At 65.2% G+C, this 20,944-nt stretch carries 17 protein-coding genes and 1 tRNA gene; 11 read left to right on the top strand and 7 right to left on the bottom strand.

The features are described 5' to 3' along the window. The first annotated feature begins 336 nt into the window (after window positions 1–336). Window positions 337–413 (top strand) — tRNA-Pro (locus ACFSX5_RS00245). Between the two features lie 46 nt (window positions 414–459). Further along, window positions 460–1,440 (top strand): phosphotransferase enzyme family protein, encoded by a 981-nt coding sequence (locus ACFSX5_RS00240; protein ID WP_386830660.1) that lies wholly within the window; start codon window positions 460–462, stop codon window positions 1,438–1,440. Here ACFSX5_RS00240 and ACFSX5_RS00235 read toward each other — a convergent pair. The 5 genes from ACFSX5_RS00235 to ACFSX5_RS00215 form a co-directional block, all read right to left on the bottom strand. Next, window positions 1,407–2,738 (bottom strand): O-antigen ligase family protein, encoded by a 1,332-nt coding sequence (locus ACFSX5_RS00235; protein ID WP_386830658.1) that lies wholly within the window; start codon window positions 2,736–2,738, stop codon window positions 1,407–1,409. The two genes, ACFSX5_RS00240 and ACFSX5_RS00235, sit on opposite strands and share 34 nt — an antisense overlap. Further along, complete coding sequence (locus ACFSX5_RS00230; RefSeq protein WP_386830657.1) at window positions 2,735–4,159, bottom strand: hypothetical protein; 1,425 nt, start codon at window positions 4,157–4,159, stop codon at window positions 2,735–2,737. The genes ACFSX5_RS00235 and ACFSX5_RS00230 overlap by 4 nt, the downstream gene beginning before the upstream one ends. 37 nt (window positions 4,160–4,196) lie before the next feature. Then, window positions 4,197–5,714, bottom strand: a complete 1,518-nt coding sequence (locus ACFSX5_RS00225; protein ID WP_386830655.1) for an undecaprenyl-phosphate glucose phosphotransferase — start codon at window positions 5,712–5,714, stop codon at window positions 4,197–4,199. Window positions 5,715–5,779: 65 nt separating this feature from the next. After that, on the bottom strand, window positions 5,780–6,898 hold the full coding sequence (locus ACFSX5_RS00220; protein WP_386830653.1) for a glycosyltransferase family 4 protein: 1,119 nt from the start codon (window positions 6,896–6,898) through the stop codon (window positions 5,780–5,782). A gap of 21 nt (window positions 6,899–6,919) precedes the next feature. Beyond that, window positions 6,920–7,465: a polysaccharide biosynthesis/export family protein gene (locus tag ACFSX5_RS00215; RefSeq protein WP_386830652.1), complete on the bottom strand. Its 546-nt coding sequence runs from the start codon at window positions 7,463–7,465 to the stop codon at window positions 6,920–6,922. Window positions 7,466–7,619: 154 nt separating this feature from the next. Here ACFSX5_RS00215 and ACFSX5_RS00210 point away from each other — a divergent pair, with 154 nt between their 5' ends. Together ACFSX5_RS00210 and ACFSX5_RS00205 are read left to right on the top strand one after the other, a co-directional pair. After that, window positions 7,620–9,887 carry a Wzz/FepE/Etk N-terminal domain-containing protein gene (locus tag ACFSX5_RS00210; RefSeq protein WP_386830650.1) on the top strand — a complete coding sequence of 756 codons (2,268 nt, stop codon included), beginning with the start codon at window positions 7,620–7,622 and terminating at the stop codon, window positions 9,885–9,887. Window positions 9,888–9,889: 2 nt separating this feature from the next. Then, window positions 9,890–10,924 (top strand): polysaccharide deacetylase family protein, encoded by a 1,035-nt coding sequence (locus ACFSX5_RS00205; protein ID WP_386830648.1) that lies wholly within the window; start codon window positions 9,890–9,892, stop codon window positions 10,922–10,924. Here ACFSX5_RS00205 and ACFSX5_RS00200 read toward each other — a convergent pair. Further along, on the bottom strand, window positions 10,864–11,133 hold the full coding sequence (locus ACFSX5_RS00200; protein ID WP_386835534.1) for a DUF2842 domain-containing protein: 270 nt from the start codon (window positions 11,131–11,133) through the stop codon (window positions 10,864–10,866). The genes ACFSX5_RS00205 and ACFSX5_RS00200 overlap by 61 nt on opposite strands. A gap of 80 nt (window positions 11,134–11,213) precedes the next feature. Here ACFSX5_RS00200 and ACFSX5_RS00195 point away from each other — a divergent pair, with 80 nt between their 5' ends. The 5 genes from ACFSX5_RS00195 to ACFSX5_RS00175 all read left to right on the top strand — a co-directional run bounded on the left by ACFSX5_RS00195 (window position 11,214) and on the right by ACFSX5_RS00175 (window position 15,938). Then, window positions 11,214–12,278, top strand: a complete 1,065-nt coding sequence (locus tag ACFSX5_RS00195; RefSeq protein ID WP_386830646.1) for a COX15/CtaA family protein — start codon at window positions 11,214–11,216, stop codon at window positions 12,276–12,278. 155 nt (window positions 12,279–12,433) lie between these two features. Then, entirely contained in the window at window positions 12,434–12,898 is a 465-nt protein-coding gene (gene rplM, locus ACFSX5_RS00190) for a 50S ribosomal protein L13 (RefSeq protein ID WP_386830645.1), read from the top strand. A gap of 1 nt (window position 12,899) precedes the next feature. Further along, a complete protein-coding gene (gene rpsI, locus ACFSX5_RS00185) occupies window positions 12,900–13,382 on the top strand; it encodes a 30S ribosomal protein S9 (RefSeq protein ID WP_386830643.1) in 483 nt (160 codons plus the stop codon). A 135-nt stretch (window positions 13,383–13,517) separates the two neighbouring features. Beyond that, a complete protein-coding gene (locus ACFSX5_RS00180) occupies window positions 13,518–14,429 on the top strand; it encodes a DUF6544 family protein (RefSeq protein WP_386830641.1) in 912 nt (303 codons plus the stop codon). A 132-nt stretch (window positions 14,430–14,561) separates the two neighbouring features. Next, window positions 14,562–15,938: a dicarboxylate/amino acid:cation symporter gene (locus ACFSX5_RS00175; RefSeq protein WP_386830639.1), complete on the top strand. Its 1,377-nt coding sequence runs from the start codon at window positions 14,562–14,564 to the stop codon at window positions 15,936–15,938. A 384-nt stretch (window positions 15,939–16,322) separates the two neighbouring features. On the opposite strand, the gene ACFSX5_RS00170 is transcribed toward ACFSX5_RS00175, so the two are convergent. Next, window positions 16,323–17,654: a glycosyltransferase gene (locus ACFSX5_RS00170; RefSeq protein ID WP_386830637.1), complete on the bottom strand. Its 1,332-nt coding sequence runs from the start codon at window positions 17,652–17,654 to the stop codon at window positions 16,323–16,325. A 391-nt stretch (window positions 17,655–18,045) separates the two neighbouring features. Between ACFSX5_RS00170 and ACFSX5_RS00165 the strand changes: the two genes are divergently transcribed. After that, window positions 18,046–19,260 carry an LL-diaminopimelate aminotransferase gene (locus tag ACFSX5_RS00165; RefSeq protein WP_386830635.1) on the top strand — a complete coding sequence of 405 codons (1,215 nt, stop codon included), beginning with the start codon at window positions 18,046–18,048 and terminating at the stop codon, window positions 19,258–19,260. Window positions 19,261–19,593: 333 nt separating this feature from the next. Beyond that, complete coding sequence (locus tag ACFSX5_RS00160) at window positions 19,594–20,934, top strand: homoserine dehydrogenase (RefSeq protein ID WP_386835533.1); 1,341 nt, start codon at window positions 19,594–19,596, stop codon at window positions 20,932–20,934. The last annotated feature ends 10 nt before the right edge of the window (window positions 20,935–20,944 follow it).

Here is a 20,944-nt window from a genome sequence, read left to right as displayed (position 1 = left end):
GGTGGCAGCAATCAACCGTCATCGGGCCCGCCGGGACAGCACCACTCCACCGCCCCTCTCGGGCGCAGTGGCATTCCGAAATGGACGATCTGCTGGAGCTGCCCCGCGACGTTCAGATTTGGCGCATGCTTCGGATGGACAGTGGACGAACTCGTTGATCGTTTGCGGGCCATAAACCGCACCGAGCGCGTGAAGGCCGAATTGGCCCGTGGGACTTTCCGTGGGACTTTTGGTCCCATCCAGCCCCACCATAGCCTATTCGATGCCATTTCGTTCTCAGCCCCCTTAAAATCAGGGTTGCGCTAAAGTCCCGGAATCTCTATGTCTCCGCGCAGTCGGGGCGTAGCGCAGCCTGGTAGCGCATTTGTCTGGGGGACAAAGGGTCGTCGGTTCAAATCCGGCCGCTCCGACCATCTTCTTCCCACCCCATCAGCCGCAGGAACGTCGACCGGAGTGCCGATGCCGCTGTCATCTGGTGAAGTCGGGCCGGCGCTTTCCCTGTGGACCGAAACCGGTGGCTGCGAGGTCGGGCGCCTGCTCAACCGCTCCGAGAACGAGACGTTTCTGGTGGAGACGGGGCAGGGCGCCTTCACGCTGCGCGTGCACCGCGTCGGCTACCAGAGCCGTCCAGCCATCGAGAGCGAACTGGCCTGGCTGAGTGCCCTGCGGCGCGACACCAACCTCGATATTCCCGAACCCGTGCCCGGGCGCGACGGCGGGTTGCTGCAGAGCTTCGTCACCACCACCGGCGAGCCGCGGCTCGCGGTGCTGTTCCGCTTCGTCAGCGGCAGCGAACCACAGCCCGATGACGATCTCGTGGGGCTGTTCGGCAGGCTCGGGGAATATGCGGCGGTCCTGCATGGACACACCGAAAAGTGGCAACGGCCCAGCGGGTTCGAGCGCCCCGTCTGGGAGGCTGCGACCATTCTCGATGCCGACGCGCCCTGGGGCGACTGGCGCCTCGCTCCCGGGGTGGATCGCAGTGTCCGTTCGGTGCTCGACCGGCTCGATTCGGCGCTGTGGCTCCGCCTCGCGGAATACGGGAAGAGTCCTGAGCGCTTCGGGTTGATTCATGCCGATATGCGGCTCGGCAACCTCTTGGTCGAAGGGGATCGCGTGACGCTGATCGACTTCGACGATTGCGGCTTTTGCTGGTTCGCCTACGACTTCGCCGCCGCCATTTCCTTCCATGAAACCCAGCCGGTCATCCCCGGGCTCAAGGCCGCGTGGCTGGAGGGATATACGCGCATCCGCAAGCTTGATGCTGCCGACCTCAAGTCGCTCGATGCCATGGTGATGTTGCGGCGCATGGCGCTCCTGGCCTGGATCGGCTCGCATGCGGACACCGCGCTGGCGCAACAGCATATGGACGGGTTCGCCGCCGGCACGGCGGAACTGGCCGAGCGTTATCTCGCCGGCGCACTCTGGCCGGAGGGGTAAGCGGATTTCCGCTGGGCCAGCCGCGCCGACGTTCCGCGAGCCGGCTCGGATGGAGCGCGGCGCTGGGATGCCGGCTTTGCTGGTGGCGCGAATCTAGCGACACTGAAACCCCAGATCAGGCCGAAGCACAGCCACATATGGCGCCAGTGCTCGCCCTCGTGCAGAGACGCGCCGAGCACCACTCCGATCAGGGAAAACAGCAGCACTATGGGGATCTCGCTGCCGGTGCGCCGGTGATTGCGTAGCGACACCACGAAGCTGGTGATCACCAGCGTCACCCAGGCGACGCCCCCGCCCCAGCCATAGTTCACGAAGGAACTAAGCCAAATATTGTGGATCGGTTCAGGGAAGATCTTCTCGAGCTGGAGCACGCCGATCCCGATGGGGTTCTGCGCGATCATCGGCAACACCAGCAGGTAACGGTTGTAGCGGCCCTGTTCGCCGAGGTCATAGGCCTTGGCGAAGGTCAGCCGGTCGAGAAGAATTTCGGTGAACTCCGCCGAGATCAGGCTGGCGACGCCGAATAGCGAGATGCCGATGATCAGCACCCCGCTGCCGATCAGCACCAGCCGGCGGGGATGCCGGCGGTTCTGGTAGAAGATGTAGCCGAACAGGCAGAAGGCAGCGGCGACGATGGCGATGCGCGAGAACGACAGCAGGATGCCCAGCAAGATCAGCGCCATGGCCCCGAGCAGCAGCAGCTTGCTGCTGCGTGGGCGAGCCAGCATATAGGCGCAGAACACCGCTGCCGGGATCAGGAACGTCCCGTACATGTTCGGGTCGTCGATAAGAGCCCTGGCGCGACCGTCCCAGGTCAGTTGTGGGTGCTGAAGCACGAAGCCGACGGCGCCGAGCACCGAGGCGATGACGCAGGAGACGATATAGACCTTCATGAAGGTCTCGAAGTGCCGGCGTTCCCAACTCATCGACACGAAAGCGCCGATAAAGCCGATCGAGATGGCGAAGGTCTTGGCGAGGAGTTCGAAGGTAACGAACTCCTCGGACAGATGCGGGAGCGACGCCAGCATGTAGGAGACTGCCCAGGCGCCAAGGATGAGCGAGAAGGTCAGGGTCCGCCGCGTCACCTCCTGCTGGGGAAACAGCGTCAGGTGCACGAGCGTGATCAGGAACGAGCCGATATAGAGCAGGTCCACCGGCGAGGGCCGCATCAGCGTGAAGTTCATCGCCAGCACGGCGACGAGGAACACGAAGTTCCGCGTGCTGAAGACGGCGAAGCGGAGGCCGGGCAGGCTGACCCCCAGGTGTGGACGGGCGACGCGGGCATGAACGTCGGTCATGACGCCAACCCGTAACCGAGAAGGAACTCCATCTCCCCGCGGCCCTCGCAATCGGTGCGGTTGGACACGAAGTGAGTGGTCACCCATTCAGCCCGGCAGCGATAGACGGGGATGGTGCCGGGTTGAGGATCCGCGAACAGCCAGCCGGCCGTTCGCTCCCGAATATAGCCGGCGGGGCAGGCTCCATCCTCCGCCAGCATCTGCTCGAGTTGACCGGAGCGGTCGCTGACGCATTCCGCCAGCTTGACGCTCGGCACGCCATCGGGCGCTCGCGTCAGCATGTAGGCGACGATGGCATCGTGACGATAGGCCTGCCTGTCGCCGGTGAGAGGACCTGTGGAACTGATGTAGCTTGCCTGCTCAGGATGCACCCAGCGACTGAGGGCGAGCCCGGTCTGAACCGCGGCAGGTTCATCAGCCACTGTCAGTGTCACCTCGTGATGCACCAGGTACCGGCTCTCGAACCCTTTGCCGCCGGGGACATGGAGATAGCTCAGCAGGAATGGCCCGCTGACGGTGTTGCTGCCCGTATCGGGGTCGAGGATGGTGGTATAGGCGACCAGAGCCGTGTCGACCGGCCGCTCCCATGAGGACGGGTCGACCGGCAGCAGCGGGTCCTTGACGTCGACGAAGTTCACCTTGTCCTCGGACAGCGACAGCCGCACGCCCTCGAACCACTCGTCACTGGTGACTGCGGCCACGAGACCGAGATCGTCGAGATAGCCGGCAGTCGGACCGATGAAGCCGATATCCGTGGCTTCGCCGCCCAGGCCTGGCTGGTGCCAGTTCCCCTCATGGTACTTGCGCCAGCCCGTCAGGTCCCGTAGCGGGGTGCGGGCGACGACCGTCTGCCAGTCCGAGGCCCGGAGGCAGTAGGCGTACAAGAACCCGTCTTGGCCATCGACCATGGTGCAGTCGCCTTCGCCGGTGGTTTGCCCTGGCGTTGGGCTGTCGGTCCCAGTGATGACGGTGCCGAGATCGGTCCAGTTCAGCCCGTCATCGGAAGAGACGGCGATCGCCATCGACTTGTCCGTGTGACCCGCATTGTAGTCGCAGTTGCGTTCCTGGTGGACGAAGCCAAGCACCGCGTCGCCGTCACGCAGGGCCGTCGTCAGCCAGCGCCCGCAGTCGCTCTGGCTGCCCGCTGGACCAGGAACCAGAACCTCGCGGCGCTCCCCGCGCATGTCCCATGCATCGCGCCCATCGACGGCATAGGTCGCGCCGTTGGCCGTGAACCCGCGGAACGTGCCATCGGCCAGCCTAAGGCCGGTGAACGGCGCGTCGAGTTCGTCGGGAAAGGGGCCGCGGACAACGGCGGGTGGTCCGACGCGGATGGTGATGCACTCGAGGCAGAGTTCCGGCTGCCCCTGCGCCGGCAAGGGCGTGGCCACCAGCAGTGCGAGAGCCGCAACCGACAGCAAACCTCCTCTTGTCTGTGAGGCGGTCCGGGCCATACCGTCAGTACGCGTTCTCGGAGTTCAGCAGCCGGATCGGCGTCATCAGCACGATGTAAATGTCGAGCAGGATCGACCAGTTCTCGATATAGTAGAGGTCGTGGTTCACGCGCTGCATGATCTTGTCGAGCGTGTCGGTTTCGCCACGCCAGCCATTGATCTGGGCCCAGCCAGTCATGCCAGGCTTCACCCGGTGCCGGGCAAAATAGCCTTCCACCGCCTCATAATAGAGCTTGTTGTCGGCCTTGGCCTGCAGCGCATGCGGTCGGGGACCGACGATCGACAGCTCGCCCTTGAGCACGTTGAACAGTTGCGGAAGCTCGTCGATCGAGGTCTTGCGGATGAAGCGGCCGACGCGAGTGACGCGCGGGTCGTCCTTGGTGACCAGCTTGGCGGCCGCAGCATCGAGCATGTCGGTGCGCATCGAGCGGAATTTGTAGATCCGGATCAACTCGTTGTTGAAGCCGTGCCGGTGCTGCACGAAGAACACCGGTCCCTTGCTCTCGAGCTTGATGGCGATGGCGGTGATCAGCATCACCGGCGACAGCAGCACCAGTGCTGTCAGGGCCACGACCTTGTCGAAGATCCACTTGAACACCAGGTTCCAGTCCGAGATCGGACGGTCCGCCATGTCGAACACGGCGACGTCGCCGACATAGGAATAGGCCCGGTCGGTGAACTTCAGTTGGCTCATGTGGGCGGAGAGCCGGATATCCACCGGCAGCACCCAGAGCTGGGTCAGCATCGCCAGCACGCGCTTCTCGGCCGAAAGTGGCATGGAGACGATCACGAGGTCGACAGGCGTGCGGCGGGCGAACTCGATAAGATCGGAGACAGTGCCCAGCTTGGCGTAGCCGGCGACCATATCGGGCGAGCGCCCGTCGACGCGGTCGTCGAACAGGCCGAGCAGTTCGATGTCGTTGCTGGCCGAGGCTTCCATGCGCTGGATCAGGATTTCGGCGTCCTTGCCGCCTCCGACGATCACGGTGCGGCGGCGGAGCCGACCCTTGTTGGTCCAGCTCCAGACCAGGGTGCGCAGTGCCGTCCGAAACGCCACGAGCAGCAGGGCACCACCAACGAACCATCCGGCAACCCAGACACGCGACAGCTCGTCACCGGCCTTGAAGAAGAACAGCCCGGCCAGCAAGACCAGCATGACCACGGTCCAGGCCGCCAGTACCCGCACGAACTGACTCGCGCCGGTGCGATAGGCCGCGATCCGGTGTGCGCCCGCGACGTTGAAGAGCACATTCGCCAGCAGGCTCGCGGCCAGGATGATTGGCACGTAGAGAGTGGGCTGGTCCGGAAGGACGTAAGCCTCATAGATGCCATAGCCGAGCAGGGCCAATAGCGCCGCTTCGATCAGCTGGACGATTCCGCTGACCACCGGACCCGAAAGCCGCGATTCCACCGGCTTGCCAATCACCGCCTCGGCTTGGGGCGAGAGAGCAGGCTCTACGCGCACGGAACCCGCGCGCGTGGCGTGCTGCTCAACGGCCTGCTTGGGGTCGACGCGGTACATACGGCTTGCTGGTCCCTCTCGCCGGCATCCTGCACCGCTCACGCTTAAGACTAGATGAAACGCCGCTATCGACTTGTGTGCATCGTGGACCGGTAGACCGCCTCAATGGCATCGACCATCGGCCCCACCGCGAATTCTTCCAGCACCCGTTCCCGCAGGCGCAGGGCAGCTTCGGCCGCCTCGGTTGGATCGTCCAGCGCCGCCTGCATGGCTGAGGTCAGTGCAGAGGCTTCACCGGGCGCAACGAGCCGTTTGGAGTCGGGGCCGAAAATCTCGGGCACGCCGCCGACACGGGTGGCGATTACCGGCAGGCCGGCCGCGGCGGCTTCCAGCACCACATAGGGCAGGGACTCTGCGAGCGACGGTACAATGACAACCCGCCCGCGAGCGAACATCTTGCGCGCCGGTTGCGCTCCGGCGAGCACGACGCGATCGCCAACGCCAAGCCCGGCAATCGTCTGCTCCAGAGCGCTCCGGTCAGGTCCGTCGCCTGCCATCACCAGCGTGGCCGGTGATCCATCCGTCCGCCGGATCGTTGCGAGTGCCTCCACCAGCGGAATGATCCCCTTGAGCAGCCGCAGTTCCCCAACGAAGACAAAGTCTGCCGCGTCCGGCGCCGCAGATACGAGCTCGAATTCGTCCGGCCGCAGTCCGTTGTGGATCACACGGGTGGGGCAGCGCGGGGCGCCGATCAGCCGGGCATAGGTGGTTTCGGCGAAATTGCTTTCGAACAGGATTGCGGAGGTCTGCCGCATCAACTGCCGCTCGAGCGCATGGAACAGCCGACCGGATCGCGACTGGGCGGAAAAATGCAGCACCCCGCCATGGGGCGTATAGAACACGCTGCCGCGGGCACCCGCGAAGCGCGCCAGCCGAGCGTAGAACCCGCCCTTGGCGCCATGACCGTGGATGATGTCGGCGCCGATCCTACCCGCGAGCCGCCGGACCGCCAGCGTGGTAGTCAGGTCCGCGACGCCGAAAAGGCGAGGCATAGCAAGCCGATGGATTCCGAACTTGGCGTGTTGCTCGAGCTCCGCGAGCCGTGCTTCGGTCTGCCCATCGCTGGCGAGCGTATCGACCACCAGCCCCACCTCGTGCCCTTTGGCCGCCAAGCCACAGGTGAGATCGGCGACATGCCGAAACAGCCCGCCCACCGGCGCACGCATAACTTGCAGGATGCGCATCGGCCGGTCAGCCATAGGGAATCAGAACCAGCGTTCGAGGACGACGATGGTGTCGCCCGGCCGGATCGGATGGTCGAGGTCGACGGTGGATTTCACCATCTGGCTGCCCTGGCGGCGGTAGAGCACCGCCCGGTTCCGATCCGCGGTGTCGCTGAACCCGCCGGCCGTCGCGATCGCCGCACGCACCGTCATGCCGTAGACATAGGGGAACTGGCCGGCATTGCCGACTTCGCCCTGAATGAAGAATGGCCGCGACTCGGCGACTTCCACCGCCACGTCCGGGTTGCGCATGTAGCCGTTGGCGAGCGCCGCCGCGAGCCGGTCGGCAGCCCCATTCGCCGTGGTGCCGCGCACCGGCACCGGGCCGACCAGCGGGAAGGCGATAGACCCGGAATCATCGATCCGGTAGGTCGAGCTCAGTTCGGCATCGCCATAGACGGTGACCCGCACCACGTCGCCGGTGTCGAGTTCATACGCGCCCTGGGTGTCCACCATATAGGTGGCCGGCCGGGTGGCGCAGCCAGACAGCAGCAGGGCCAGGGTCAGAACGGGCAGCAAGCGGCGCATGCGACTCTCGCGGGGGTTTACCTGCCCCAAATGTCGGCGCGGCATGGTTAACAAACTGCTTCCGACCGCCACTTCCCCATGCGCGGTGCAACACCCTTAACGGAATGCTTACCACGATCGCGGGATAGTCCGGGCGCAAACGCGGGGGTTGCCGGTGGCATTCGAGTCGGTCGCAAGGGAAGAGCAAATTGACGTCGGCGCCATACTGTCGGCGCTGGTCCGGCGGCTGCCCCGCATTTTGCTGGTTACCCTGCTGCTCCTGGCGATCACCTATGTGATCGTGCTGTTCATGCCGCGGCTTTATGAGTCCTCGGCGTCGATCCTGGTCGAGCCCCGCAGCAACGTCTATGTCCGCTCCGCCAACGAGCAGGCGCCCACCATCACCGGCGCGGAAACCGGCGTGGTGTCGAGTCAGATCGAACTGCTCCGCTCCCGCGACACGCTGATGCGCGTCATCGACGAACTCGATCTGCGCGACGTGCCGGAGTTCAACGGTGTCGGCGATGGCAGCCTGTCGCCGCTCGCGACCCTCGGTCGCCTGCTCGGTCGCGGCGGCTCGGCCAATCTCGACGAAACCGTACTCAACAATCTTTATGCGCGCCTCAACGTCGCTCAGGAGCGCGACTCGCGCATCATTTCGGTCGGAGTGATGTCGACCGACCCGGAGCTTGCTGCCCGCATCGCCAATTCTCTCGCCAACGCCCATGTCGAGCGCCGCGCCGAACTGTCGCTGACCGACACCGCCCGCGCCTCCGAATGGCTGGCCGAGGAGATCGAGCGCCTGCGCGTCGCGGTGGTCGAGGCCGAAACCGCGGTAGCCGACTTCAAGGTCGCAAACGACCTCTATGTCGGCGGCAACAACACCACGCTGCTGGACCAGCAGCTCTCTACGCTCGCCGGCCAGATCAATGCTGCCCAGGAGCGGCGCACCACAGCGCTGTCCCGCGCCAGCCTCATCCGTGGCCTGCTGCAGCAGGGCGAGTCGGTGGAAGGCATCCCGGGCATTCGCGACTCCGTGTCCATCCAGCAGTTGTCGCAGCAGAAGGCACAACTGCAGGCCGAGATGGCGCAGCGTTCCGCGACCCTGCTGCCGAACCACCCCACCATGCGCGCGCTTGCAGCGCAGATTTCCGAGCTCACCACCCAGATCAACGCCGAGGCGCGGCGGATTGCCGATGCGATCGAGGCCGAGGCCGAGGTGGAGGCGGGCACCGAAGCCTCTCTGCGCGAGCAGTTGAGCGGGCTGAAGGCCTCTGCCTCTACGGCCACGACAGACAATGTCACGCTCGACAGCCTCGAGCGCGAAGCCAAGGCGCAGCGCGACCTGCTGGAAAGCTATCTGCTGCGCTACAACGAGGCCAATTCCCGCACGGAAACCAGTTCGACCCTGCCGGACGTGCGTGTGGTCAGCGTCGCGGCGCCGTCTGTCGTACCGGCCTCACCGAAGACGAGCTTGATCCTGGCCGCCGTCGGTTTCGTGTCGATAGCAGTCCAGGCCGGTGCCGTGATCTTCGGAGAACTGATGTCGGGCCGCGCAGTGGTTGCCGTAAACGGCTACGAGCGCCCGCAGGACGAGCTCGAGGAAGTTCCCTTCGACGAAGAGGATCTGGAGCCTGACCAGCGCTGGCAGGAGCCCGTGGACGTCGTCGAGGTGGAGCCAGAGGAGTACCCGCCGGCTGCCGCTGAAATTTCCGCCGAACAGCCCGAGTGGAACGGCGACCCGGCGATTACGGATCACGAGCCGGAGCCGGGCGCAGCCGATGAGGCCGTGCGGGCAGCGCTCGAAGACGATCCTGGCGCGCCCGAGGATGATGCCGTTGTGCCGGAAACCGACCCGATGGAGCCGGAGGCAGTCGCCGCCACGGCTAGTATCACGGGTCTGCTCTCCACGGCTCAGCTCTCCTCCGATCTGGTCCTCGGCCGCACCCATCTGCTGATGCTCGCTGGCGCAGGGTTGCACGACACCGTCGAAAAGCTGGCCGAAGCGCTCAGCGAGGACGCTCTGGCGCGAGGGCTCAGCGTCGCCCTTATCGATGCCGGCAGTGCCCGTCGCAGCGAGGAGCCGGGCCTGACGGATCTGGCCCGCGGTGTCGCCAGCTTCGGCGACGTGGTGCACAAATCCGCCGACAACAGCTTTGCTGAAGTGCCATGGGGCCGGCTCGCCGCCCTGGACCTCGGAAACACCCGTCCGCTCACCCTGGTTGAAGCCCTTGGCGATATCTACGAGGTCGTCATCGTCAATACCGGCATGCTCGGGCCGGGAACGCCGCTATCGGTGCTGGCCGAGCTGGGTGGTCGGCTGGTGCTGGTGCCGACCAGTCCCGAAGATGTGGCCTCGCTTGCAACAGCACGCGAGGGGCTGCGCGATGTCGGCTTCGATGCGGTCGAGATCGCAGCTCCGCCGGCGCAGGTCGCCGCCTGAGCATGTCGCTCAAGTACTCGGCCATCCGGGCCACGTTTGAAGCTCTGTGGCTGTCGCGTCTGCCCGGTTTGATCCGGCGGCTCTCGGCCTCACGCGGGGTGATCTTCACCCTGCACCGGGTCCTGCCGGAGGCACCGGCGGCATTCTCGCCCAATGCGATCCTGCAGGTCCGCCCCGATTTCCTCGACTACGTGCTCGAGCGGGTGAGGGCGCTTGGGCTCGACATCGTCACCCTCGACGAAGCCGTCGAGCGGCTTGCGTCACCGAGGGCAGGGCGGCGCTTCGTGGTCCTGACCTTCGACGATGGCTACCGCGACAATCTCGTGCACGCCCTACCGATCCTTCAGCGCCACCAGGCGCCGTTCACCCTCTACGTACCGACGGGGCTGGTCGATGCTACCGGCGAGATCTGGTGGCAGGCGATCGAGGACATCATCGCTGCTCACGACGCGGTCCGCCTTCCTGCCGGTGAGGCGGCACTCCCCACTGCAACGCTGGCGGAGAAGCAATCCGCCTTCGACACCTTGTATTGGCAGATGCGCAAGATGCCCGAGGCGGAGCGGGTGGAACTTGCGCGCAGCATCGCCGGGCTGCATGGGTATGATCTCGCCCAGCAGTGCCGCGAGCTGATCGTGGATTGGAGCGAACTCGCCACCATTGCTGCCGATCCGCTCTGCACCATTGGCGCGCATACCGTTCGGCACTACGAACTGGCCAAGCTGACCGAGGCGGAAGCGCGAAGCGAGATGGCAGAGTCCGTCGAGGTGATCGACCAGCGGCTCGGCCTTCGGCCCGTTCATTTCTCCTATCCGCTCGGCGGCCCGCTTTCTGCCGGTGAGCGAGAGTTCGGGCTGGCGCGAGAGCTCGGCTTTCGCACGGCGGTGACCACGCGGCCCGGCGGGCTCTACCCCCGTCATCTCGAAGCGCTGCACGCCCTGCCGCGTATCTCGCTCAATGGTTACTTCCAGAAGCGCCGCTATGTGGATGTTTTTGCCACAGGAGCGGTGTTCTCCCTGCTCGGGCGGGTCACCGGCTGACCTTCACGCGGGGGCTTGAGCATCCAGCGGATGATCACGGCGGCTGGCAGGAACCAGCCCATGCCGGCAATGGCGAAATAGACGATCAGCACCCACCAGGGCAGCCCTTCCGGCAGCACCAGGTAGACGGCCGTGGCAAGCGTCACCCAGAACACCACGGAGGCGGGCAGCAGCAGGGCGCCGATCAATTTGCGGTGACGCTGGTTCATCTGCGACAAGGGGGTCTCTTGCAGGTGCGATGGTGCGGGCTTACCACTCCGCTGCCGTCTTCGATACCGGGAACAGCGCCTTGACGATCGCCCAAAATGCCGCACTGAGCCATGAACGCCTCGCCGGTGACCGGCTCCGGCCGGTGCGCATCTGGCTCTATGGCCTCGCCGCCTTCGTGCTGCTGATCGTCGTCGTCGGCGGCATCACCCGGCTGACCGAGTCCGGGCTATCGATCACCAGTTGGAAGCCGATCTCCGGCACAATCCCGCCGCTCTCGGAAGCAGACTGGAACGCTGAGTTCGAGGCCTACAAGCAGATCCCGCAATACACCGTCGTCCATTCCTGGATGAGCCTCGACGACTTCAAGTTCATCTTCTTCTGGGAGTGGTTCCACCGGTTGCTGGCCCGGGCGCTGGGCCTCGTCTTCCTGGTGCCTTTCGCCATCTTTCTGTTCCAGAAGCGGCTGTCGCGCGACCTAGCGGTGCCGCTGTTCGTGCTCTTTCTTCTCGGCGGCTTTCAGGGCTTCCTGGGTTGGTGGATGGTCAGTTCGGGGCTCACCGAACTCACTTCGGTGTCGCAATACCGGCTGGCCGCGCACCTCACCGCCGCCTCGTTCCTGTTCATTGCGCTGCTCTATGTCGCCCGCTCGCTGGAGCCGGGCAGGGTGGTCGGTCGGGTCAGCGGTCGGCAGATCGCCGCCGCGGTCATTCTCCTGGTTGGGGTGATCATCCAGATCGCCGCCGGAGCCTTTGTTGCAGGGCTTGATGCCGGTATGGGCTACCAGACCTGGCCGCTGATGGACGGGGCGGTCATCCCCAAGGGCATGCTGGTGATGGAGCCGGCCTGGCGCAACTTCTTCGAGAACGCACTGACGGTGCAGTTCATCCACCGCACCATCGCCTATGCCATCGTCGCCTATGTTGCCTACCTGATCTGGCGCCGCTGGCGCGATGGCGGCTTCGGCGGGGTGCATGGCTGGCTCCCGCTGCTCGGCATGCTGGTGCTGTTGCAGGTGGGCCTTGGCATTGCCACGCTGCTGACGAGCGTGCCGATCAGCTTGGCGGTCGGGCACCAGGCGCTCGCCTTCATGCTGGCTGGAACCGTGGCGGCCTACATTGCCGACCTCCGGCGCGCTCGAATATAGCGGTATCATCGTACCGCTCTTGTAAGTGACTGTTTTCGTTGTCGAAAAACACAGCGCTTGACGGGGGAGCAAATCACCCGTACACGACCCGCCGAACTGCCGCTTTCCTCCCTGGGTGAAGGCGCGCGAGCCCCGAAAATCTTGGGAATTTAGCAATGAGCACTTACTCGGCGAAACCGAGCGAGATCGAAAAGAAGTGGATCCTGATCGACGCCGAAGGGCTCGTCGTGGGTCGCGTCGCCTCGATCATCGCTTCGCGCCTGCGTGGCAAGCACAAGGCCACCTTCACCCCCCACATGGACATGGGTGACAACATCATCGTCATCAACGCCGGCAAGGTGAAGCTGACGGGCCGCAAGCTCGACCAGCATCGCTTCCACTGGCACACCGGCTATCCGGGTGGCATCAAGGACCGCACCGCGCGCCAGCTGCTGGAAGGCCGTTTCCCCGAGCGCGTGCTCGAGAACGCCGTCCGCCGCATGATGCCGGGTGGCCCGCTGACCCGTGCGCAGCTGCGGAACCTCCGCGTCTATGCCGGTGCCGAGCATCCTCATGAAGCGCAGAACCCGACCAAGCTGGACGTGGCTGCGATGAACTCCAAGAACGCGCGGGTGAAGTAACATGGCCGACACCATCAACTCCCTCGAGGACCTCGGCACCGTCGCTCCTGCTGCTGCCGCCAACACCGCTCCGGTGCACGAGCAGAAGCTCGACGCCTTCGGTCGCGCCTATGCCACCGGCAAGCGCAAGAACGCCGTTGCTCGCGTCTGGATCAAGCCGGGCAAGGGCAAGGTCACCGTCAACGGCCGCGAGTTCGAGCGTTATTTCGCCCGTCCCGTGCTGCAGCTGATCGTGAAGCAGCCGATCGTCGCCACTGACCGTCTCGACCAGTATGACGTCACCGTCACCGTTGCCGGTGGTGGTCTCAGCGGCCAGGCTGGTGCCGTTCGTCACGGTATCTCCAAGGCGCTGAACTACTTCGAGCCGGCCCTGCGCCCTGTGCTCAAGAAGGGTGGCTTCCTGACCCGCGACGCGCGCGTCGTGGAACGCAAGAAGTACGGCAAGGCCAAGGCCCGCCGGTCCTTCCAGTTCTCCAAGCGCTAAGCTTCGGATCATCGACATTCGAAAGGGCCGGGAAACCGGCCCTTTCTTTTTGCGGCATACCCGGCCGGCGCCGCCCTGCGCCATGCCGGCGATCTGGATCTTGAGCAACGACGGCCGCATGGTGGAGTGGCATGCATGTGGAAGATCGCGCTTCTGGTTGTTGCAGCGCTGCTCGTGGGCGGCCTCGCCGTGGCTCACTTGCTGTACCGTCAGGCCGCCAGCGAAGCCGAAGCCGCACTGGAAGCGGTAGCCGCTCGGGCCAAGCCGTCGATGGGTCGTTTCGAGATGGGCATGGTCGCCGGCCTGCCGGAGGTGGCACAGCGCTATTTCGCTCACGCCATCCAGCCCGGCACGCCGCTGCTCACCACCGTCAAGCTTCGGATGCAGGGCACGTTCCTGCTGGGCAACAGAGACGCCTACCAGAGCTATGACCTCGAAGCGGTGCAGGTGCTGGCACCGCCTGCTGAATTCGTCTGGGTGCCGACGATGCGATCGGGCCTTCTGACTATCAGCGGCTCCGACGGCATGGTGCAGGGCGAAGGGTGGACGCGCTTCTGGGTCCTCGGACTTGCGCCGGTGGTCAACCAGGGCGCCTCTGCGGACCTGAACCGTTCCGCTATGACGCGGGCTGCCATGGAGGCCGTATGGGCACCTGCGAGCCTGTTGCCCGCCAATGGCGCAACTTGGGAACAGATCGGGCCAAATACGGCCCGAGTGACCGTTCCCATCGGCGCGCAGCCCATCGAGATCACCCTCGGACCGAGCGGCGAGGTGATCGAAATGGTGTCCATGCGCTGGAGCAACGAGAATCCAGACAAGACCTTCCGTCTGCAGCCCTTCGGGGGGACTGTTGAAGCGGAGGCTGTCTTCGGTGGCTTTACGATTCCGAGCCGATTGAAGATCGGCAATCACTTCGGCGCGGACCAATACCTGCCGTTCTTCCAGGTCGACATCGTCGACGCCTCGTATCTCTCGAACCACTTCCCCTTCGCAGGAGGTGCCCCGATGCGCGCCGCAAAGCTGCTCTCCGGCGGGTGCTTCCACTAACATGTTATTCCCGGTGGCGTTTCGCAAAGGAAACGCCATGCCGCGCCTTTCCTGCGGAACGGGCGTAATTTCGCGGCTAATTTCGAGGCAGCGTGCCTGTTTTCGCGGCGCCTCGGCATCCACGGGAAAAAGATGTCACCCACCACCATATCGTCTGCACGCCCCGCACGTGCCCCCAAGCCGTTCTATACCAGCTTCGGCTTCCAGGTTCTGGTCAGCCTGGTCGTCGGTCTCATCCTGGGGCTGATCGCCCGCAACATGGGGCCCGACGCCGCCGGCAACGCCAACTGGCTCACCCAGACCCTGTCCACCATCGGCTCGTCCTTCGTGTCGCTGCTGCGGGCACTGGTGCCGGTGCTGGTCTTCACCGCCATCGTGGCGTCGATTGCCAATCTGCGCGAGCTCAACAACGCGGCGCGCCTGGTGTGGCAGACGCTGCTCTGGTTCGCCCTCACGGCCCTGATCGCCGTGGTCATCGGCATCGCCCTCGGCCTGATCCTGCAGCCCGGCCTCAACACCGCCGTGACCGCTGAAGCTGCTCGTGCGCCGTCGAGCACCGGTTCCTGGCTCGACTTCCTCAAGGGCCTGATCCCGGCCAACATCTTCGGTCTCACCGCCTCGACACGCGTGGGCGATAGCGGCGCCACCACCAGCCTCAGCTTCAACGTGCTGCAGATCCTGGTGATCTCGATCGTCATCGGCGTCGCCGCCTTGCGCGTCGGCCCGGCCGCCGATCCGTTCATCGCCTTCACCCGCTCCTTCCTCAAGGTGATCCACAAGGTTCTGTGGTGGGTGATCCGCCTGACCCCGATCGGCACCGTCGGCCTGCTCGGCAACGCCGTTGCAGTCTATGGGTGGGATGCACTGGCGCAGCTCGGCGCCTACTCGATCGCCATCTATATCGGCCTCGCCCTGGTGCTGTTCGTGGTCTATCCGGTGCTGCTGTCGGCGAACGGGCTCAACCCGATCCGCTACTTCCAGAGCGCCTGGCCGGCCATCCAGCTCGCCTTCGTGTCGCGCTCCTCGATCGGCACCCTGCCGCTGACCGAGCGCATCACCGAGAAGAACCTCGGCGTGCCGCGTGAATATGCCGCTTTCGCGGTGCCGCTCGGGGCCACCACCAAGATGGACGGCTGCGCTGCCATCTACCCGGCGATCTCGGCGATCTTCGTCGCCCAGTTCTTCGGCGTGCCGCTCGAGCTGCAGCACTACCTGCTGATCGCCTTCGTGTCGGTGATCGGCTCCTCGGCCACTGCGGGCCTGACCGGCGCCACCGTCATGCTGACGCTGACGCTGTCCACCCTCGGCCTGCCGCTCGAAGGCGTCGGTCTCCTGCTCGCGGTCGATCCGATCCTCGACATGGGCCGCACGGCGGTCAACGTGGCCGGCCAAGCGCTGGTGCCGACCATCGTCGCCAAGCGTCAGGGCATTCTCGACCAGGCCACCTATGATCGCGGCGAGAGCGTCGAGCATCTCGATGTCGAGCCCGAGGCCGTGCCGGCCCAGTAAGCCGTGGTTCATCGCAGAGTTGAAAGGGAGGCTTCGGCCTCCCTTTTTCCTTGGACGGATAGGGTTGCCAGGCGTGCCAAGGCGCCGCCCGGCCGGATGGCGTCGCGGAGACACGGTGACGGGCGGCCATCGGCCCTTCCGAAACTAGAGAACGGACCAAAGGCCGCCCGTCACGGGTTCGGGTTTTTGGCGGGTCCGGACTCAGGCGCAACCATTATCGCAGGCGCGGCTGCCGACTTTCTGCCCACCTGAGGAGACGCCTCTCCTCACCGTCCTCCCCGCCCGACCCTGCGTCTGGGCCGCGTGACCGGCGGGGATGGGGGAGTGTAGGAGCAGGTGACAGGGGCGGGGATAGTTTCGACTAAGCCGAGTGTCTCCAGATGCTTAGCCGACGAGCTTGAGGGCAGGGCGCTTGCGCGCCGGCTTCACCTTGCCGGCCCGGCCCCGCCGGACCCCGCGAACATAGTTGGCCATCACGCGTTCGATGACGGCGATGGCCTTCTCCGCGCCGTCCTCGGCCCGCAGGCGCTCGGCGACGTCGGCAGCATTGCGGCGATAGCTGTCGTTGGTGGTGAGGTCAGTGAGGGCATCGGCCAAGATCTCGGCCGTCATCTTCCTCAGGCGCACGGGCTTCGGTCCGCAGCCGAGTTCATAGACGCGGCGGCCCCAATAGGGCTGGTCCATGGCCTGGGGAACCACGAAGGTCGGGCGGCCGAGATGGAGGCCTGCAGCCGTGGTGCCGGCGCCGCCATGGTGCACCACCGCACTGACATAGCGGAACAGCCGGTCATGCGGGGCCTTTTCGAGCGCAAACACAGTGCTGGGCAGCTCGCGCGAGTCGATGCCGCCCCAGCCGCGCGCGACCACGGCGCGGCCACCCCAGAGCTCCATCGCCTCCTTGAGGATGCGCGTGTTGCGCTCGGCGCCGAACGGCATCGAGCCGAAGCCGATATAGACCGGTGCCGGGCCGGCGGCGAGGAAGGCCTCGAATTCGGGGGAAGGGGTCCAGCCGCTATTGTCCTTGGTGCACCAATAGCCGGTGATGATCGCGGTCTTCGGCCAGTCGCGGGGACGCGGCGAGACGGCCGCCGAATAGGCGTAGAGCGTCGTCAGCGGCGAGCCGTCGGTATTGGTGAAGACACCGCCCATGATGCGGGCATCAAGGCCCATCAGCTCGCGGCGCAGCTTGTTGCGCGGCAGGTTCCAGTAGGCCTGCTGCACGGTGGCGGCGGTGTAGGAGAGCTTGTTGAGCGCCGGGCCAAGATCGTCGGCGACGTAGTACATCGACAGCGGGAACTCGCTGGTGGAGTTCATTGGCTGTAGCGCCGTCATGATCGCCGGCACGTCCAGCGCCTCGGCGATGTCGATGCCGAAGCTGGTGTTCATGTTGACGATGATGGCATCTGCGCCCTGGCACATGGTCCAGGCATTGCGCGCCGCCGTATCGCAGATCTGCTGGCCCTGCCGGAGCAGCGAGGGGCCGTTGATGAGCATGGACGAGCTCATCGCGTTCTCGAAGCGCGAATCGCGCAGGAAGGACTGAATGGAGGGGCCGAGCGAGTGGAACTCGATGCCGTAGCTGGTGACCAGGGATTCGAATTCTTCGGTGGCGCCGAGGACCACGGAGTAGCCGTGGTGCATGAGGGCAATGCCTAAACCGATATAGGGCTGAACGTCGCCTTGCGTACCAATCGTAACCAGGGCGATGCGCTTCAAGATCGAACCTCACAGTGGCCGCGTGGCATGGAGGTCGTGGCGTCCAGCGCCATTTACAACCCCCTTCGAGGATTTATGAACGGCCCTCGTCGATAACCGGTTTCATTACAAAACTCGGGTTTGAAGGGCAAGGGACATGCCTTCTGCGTACACTGACTTTTCGGCTGGAGCCATGCTCGCCGCCAGTGTCGCGGTCGCCGCATTCGCAGCGGCCGCCGCCGCAGCATACGCCCGCTAGCTCTTCCCGTTGGCCACGCCAGGCGTGGCCGGGAAGAGCCGAATAGAGCCAGCACCTGACGAAATCGTCGGGTTTAACCCCGTTTGAACCACAATTCTGCGACTATCCTGCGCTCCGAAGCGCTGCCGTCGCGCCCCGGACTTCGAGGATTCCATGAGCGAAGATTTTCACCGCATCCGCCGCCTGCCACCGTACGTTTTTGCCCATATCGACCCGCTGAAGGCCAAGGCCCGGGCCGAGGGCGTGGATGTGATCGACCTCGGCATGGGCAATCCGGACATGCCGACGCCGCAGCACATCGTCGAGAAGCTGCAGGAAACCGTGGCCAATGCCCGCACCCACCGCTATTCGACCTCGCGCGGCATTCCAGGCCTGCGCAAGGCGCAGGCGAGCTATTATGGCCGCCGGTTCGGCGTGAAGCTCAATCCCGACACCCAGATCGTGGCGACGCTGGGTTCCAAGGAAGGGTTCGCCAACATGGCCTCGGCCATCACCGCGCCGGGCGACGTGGTGCTGGTGCCCAACCCGACCTACCCGATCCACTCCTTCGGCTTCATCATGAGCGGGGGCGTGGTGCGCTCCATGCCGGCCGATCCCGGCGAGGACTTCATGCGCTCGCTCGATCGGGCCGTGCGGCACTCGATCCCCAAGCCGATCGCGCTGGTGCTGAACTATCCGGCCAACCCCACGGCCTACACCGCCGACCTCGATTTCTACGCCGAGGTGGTGAAGTATTGTAAGGCCAACGACATCTTCATCCTCTCCGATCTCGCCTATTCCGAGATCTATTTCGACGAGGACGCTCCGCCGCCTTCCGTGCTGCAGATCCCGGGGGCCATGGACATTGCCGTCGAGTTCACCTCGATGTCGAAGACCTATTCGATGCCGGGCTGGCGCGTCGGGTTCGCCGTGGGCAACGAGCGGCTGATCGCGGCCCTGGCACGCGTCAAATCCTATCTCGATTATGGCGCCTTCACGCCGATCCAGGTGGCCGCGGCGGCGGCGCTGAATGGCTCGGACGATGTGATCGAGGAAGTGCGCAGGGTCTACAAGTCACGCCGTGACGTGATGGTGGAAAGCTTTGCGCGCTCCGGCTGGACCATCCCGGTTCCCAAGGCGACGATGTTCGCCTGGGCGCCGATCCCGCCGCAGTTCGCGCATCTCGGCTCGCTCGAGTTCGCCAAGCTGATGATCCAGGAGACCGGCGTGGCCGTGGCGCCAGGTGTCGGCTTTGGCGAGTATGGCGACCAGTATATCCGCCTCGCTTTCGTCGAGAACGAGCAGCGCATCCGTCAGGCCGCGCGCAACATCAAGAAGCTGCTCGGCTCCAAGACCGGACAGGGCAATGTGGTGCCGCTGACGGCCTAAAGCCGGGCGCTCTTCGCTGTGCATGCCAGAGGGCGCGGTGCATGCCGCGTCCTCTCTGCTTTTTGGGGACAATAGGTCAGTCCCTACAGAGAAATAGTGCCGGTGCTGGACTTCCTGCTTGTTCCTATTGACGGCTAGGCGAATTCCTATGCAGATGGCGCCACCATGAGTGACATCGCCTCCTTCCGCCAATCCGTCGAAAGCTTCATCTCCGCCCGTGGCTGGACGCCGACCCGGTTCGGGCGGACCATTGCCGGCGACCCGCTGTTCGTTTTCGACCTCAGGGAAGGGCGTGAGCCGCGCTCGGACACCCGTCAGCGCATTCTCCGCGCCATGCAGGAATATGGCGAGGGGGAAGCGCTGGCGCCGCTGCGGGTGGGCGTGGCCGGGCTCGGCAATGTCGGGGCGACGCTTGTACGCATCCTGCAAAAGGACGGCGCCGACCTCAAACGAAAACTGGGTCGACAGCTCGAGGTGGTTGCCGTTGCCGCGCGCTCGCGATCCCGCGACCGCGGCATCGACATTTCGGGGCTCCAGTGGTTCGACGACCCCGTGGCGCTCGCCAAATCCGACGGCATCGACCTGTTTGTCGAGCTGATCGGTGGCGAGGACGGGCCGGCTTTTGCAGCGGTCAAGGCGGCGCTCGAGATCGGCCGGCCGGTGGTGACCGCCAACAAGGCGCTGCTCGCCAAGCACGGCGTCGCCCTGGCGAAGCTGGCGGAAGAAAGCGGCACCCAGCTCGGCTTCGAGGCCGCGGTGGCCGGCGGCATTCCGGTGATCAAGACGCTGCGCGAGGGGCTCGGCTCGGCCCGGATCGCCAAGGTGTTCGGCATCATGAACGGCACCTGCAACTACATCCTCACCCGCATGGGCAATGAAGACATCAGCTTCGCCGACTGCCTCAAGGATGCGCAGGCGCTCGGCTATGCCGAGGCCGACCCGACCTTCGACGTCGAAGGCTTCGACACCGCCCACAAGCTGTCGATCCTCTCCACGCTCTGCTTCGGCTACGAGATCGCGCCGGAAAAGATCCGGGTCGAAGGTATCTCCCGCATCACCCAGCAGGATATCCGCGTCGCCGCGGACCTCGGCTACAAGATCAAGCTGCTCGGGATCGCCCAGCGCACCGAGCATGGTATCGAGCAGCGCGTTCACCCCACCTTCGTGCCGCGCGGCAGCGCCATCGCCGGCGTCGATGGGGTGATGAATGCCGTCGCGCTCGAGACTGACCATGTGCACGAACTGCTGTTGGCGGGGCCCGGGGCCGGCGGGCCGCCCACGGCGTCGTCGGTGCTCTCCGACATGCTGGACATTGCCCGTGGCACCAAGGTGCCGCCGCTCGGCGTGCCCAGCGCCGAACTGATGCCCTATGTGGAAGCGCCCATGCGGGCGCATGAGGGTGGGTACTACATCCGCTTCAATGCCAAGGATGTCCCCGGCGCCCTGGCGTCCATCGCCACCCGCATGAGCGAGCACAGCATCTCCATCGATTCCGTCATCCAGCGGTCAGATCTGAATGCCAAGACGGTGGCGGCGGACGGGTCCGCCACCCGGACGGTGGTGATGATCACGCAACAGACTTTGGAATCATCGGTGCGCGAAACGCTTGCGCAGATCGCCGCCGACGGTTTCATTGTCGGTGAGCCGCAAGTGATCCGCATCGAGGCGCTCTGACCTCGCGGAC

Origin of the sequence: Devosia albogilva, from assembly GCF_042685625.1 — a bacterium.
Lineage (GTDB): Bacteria > Pseudomonadota > Alphaproteobacteria > Rhizobiales > Devosiaceae > Devosia > Devosia albogilva.
This window is presented reverse-complemented; position numbering and strand designations above follow the sequence as displayed.